The organism is Paenibacillus sp. 05T425 (assembly GCF_056396205.1).
This window is the reverse complement of sequence record NZ_JBFTLA010000038.1, coordinates 1-1,625: the sequence shown is the minus strand read 5'-3', so window position 1 is coordinate 1,625 and position 1,625 is coordinate 1. Positions and strand designations below refer to the sequence as shown.

Genomic DNA, 1,625 nt, shown 5'->3' with positions numbered 1-1,625 from the left:
TTAAGCTCCCTCGAAATGATTCAATTTCCTCACTCAGACTCATGAATTCGCAGGAGTTCATCCTGTAGTTAAATTGAAGAAAAGGATGATGGGAGAGCCGGTAGCTGGGAGATGGGGAAAAAGGCATGCGTAAATAAAGGGTGGATAGGAATCACCCATATTGTTCCATTATGCGCACATCTCCACTTCTCCTTAGCGATTCTCGCTCCCATGTCTCAACGGGTCATAGCCCTTTCATTCCTTCGTCACGTCTTAACTAAGGGGTGGAGGTCGGTCTTTCTAACGGAACGGGTCATAGCCCTTTTGCGTAACGTATCCCGATACTCCGTGCTTCTTGTCATCCTGCGAATGCATGAGYTGATGAGGATTAATAGGTTTTATGCTGCTTGTGGGAATACCTTGATCGGTTCGTAAGCGGTCYTGTTTTTAGCCAAAGCGATTAGCATTCGGGCTACTTTACCCATTAATTTCATGATGGATTTCATCTTCTTCAGKTTCTTTTCCTCTACATTGTAACGATGTGAGGCTCGAATTTCTGGATTTGTCATAACCATACTCATCGTCATGAGATAAAGAAAATGACGTAAACGTGGCCGGCCTCGTTTGCTGAGCACCATCTTTCCTCGCCATTTTCCAGAACTAGCCTCAGCTAGATTTARCCCAGCATGACGAAGTAAAGCATTTCCGTGCGTATATCCGCTTAGATCWCCAGCCTCCCCGAGTACACCAGCTAGATTTGTTACATARACACCGCGTAYTTCAARAAGCTTCTGTGCATAAGGAATACGCTCAAGAATGAGGCGGAGCTCGTGCTCAATTTGTTCAAGCTGACGCGTTGCCAGGTCAAACTCTTCGAGTAATTGCCCAAGATGGAGCTTGTAAGCGTGGAGTGCTTGAGTGGTGCCCACACTGGATTTTGCAAGTGAAATGAGCAGTTCAGCACGTTTAACTCCAGCATGCCGCTTTACATATTGCTTCCARCCGCAAAGTACTTGTTCCGTAGTTAACTCACTGATCTCTTTCGGTAAAGGGAAGAGTCTTAGTGTTGCGATCGCACTAATGCAAGTAAGGATTTTAAAGACTTGACGAAGTTCAGGAAAGACAATGTCCACCCAGCGATGAATCTGATTAACGGCGGCGTTAAGGCGTTTAGTAACCGTTTCTCGGTTTGCCATTAGAATGCGAAGTTCCTCRAAAGCTTCTGGATGAAAACGAACGGGGGAGTAATACCCGTTTTTGACCATGTCTGCAATGACGAGTGCATCTTTATAGTCACTTTTAGAAGGTGTATTATCTCGGTTTTCTTTGTTCTTTTTGAMGAGATGAGGATTAACCAGAACGGGCTCAATGTCTTGATCGAGGAGCCAACGTGCAAGGCTAAACCAGTAGTGGCCAGTTGGCTCCATGCCAACTATGACGCTGCTAAGCTTGTAGGATTTGAGTAGATCCTGAATCCAATGTGCGAACAAATTGAATCCTTCACGATGGTTACCGAACTCGAGTGGAGTTCCTAGAGCAATTCCACGAAAGCTGACAGCGCGGGCTACATGGGATTCTTGGGCGATGTCTACGCCGATAACCAAGTGATGGACGGTAATGTTTTCTATGAGTTGATTTTGCTTGTC

At 45.5% G+C, this 1,625-nt stretch carries 1 protein-coding gene; it reads right to left on the bottom strand.

Features of this window, described 5'->3' with window-relative positions; all coding sequences use genetic code 11:
- Positions 1–377 precede the first annotated feature (377 nt).
- On the bottom strand, positions 378–1,625 hold a 1,248-nt coding region (locus AC1DF0_RS31890; RefSeq protein ID WP_477577562.1), incomplete at its 5' end, for an IS110 family RNA-guided transposase.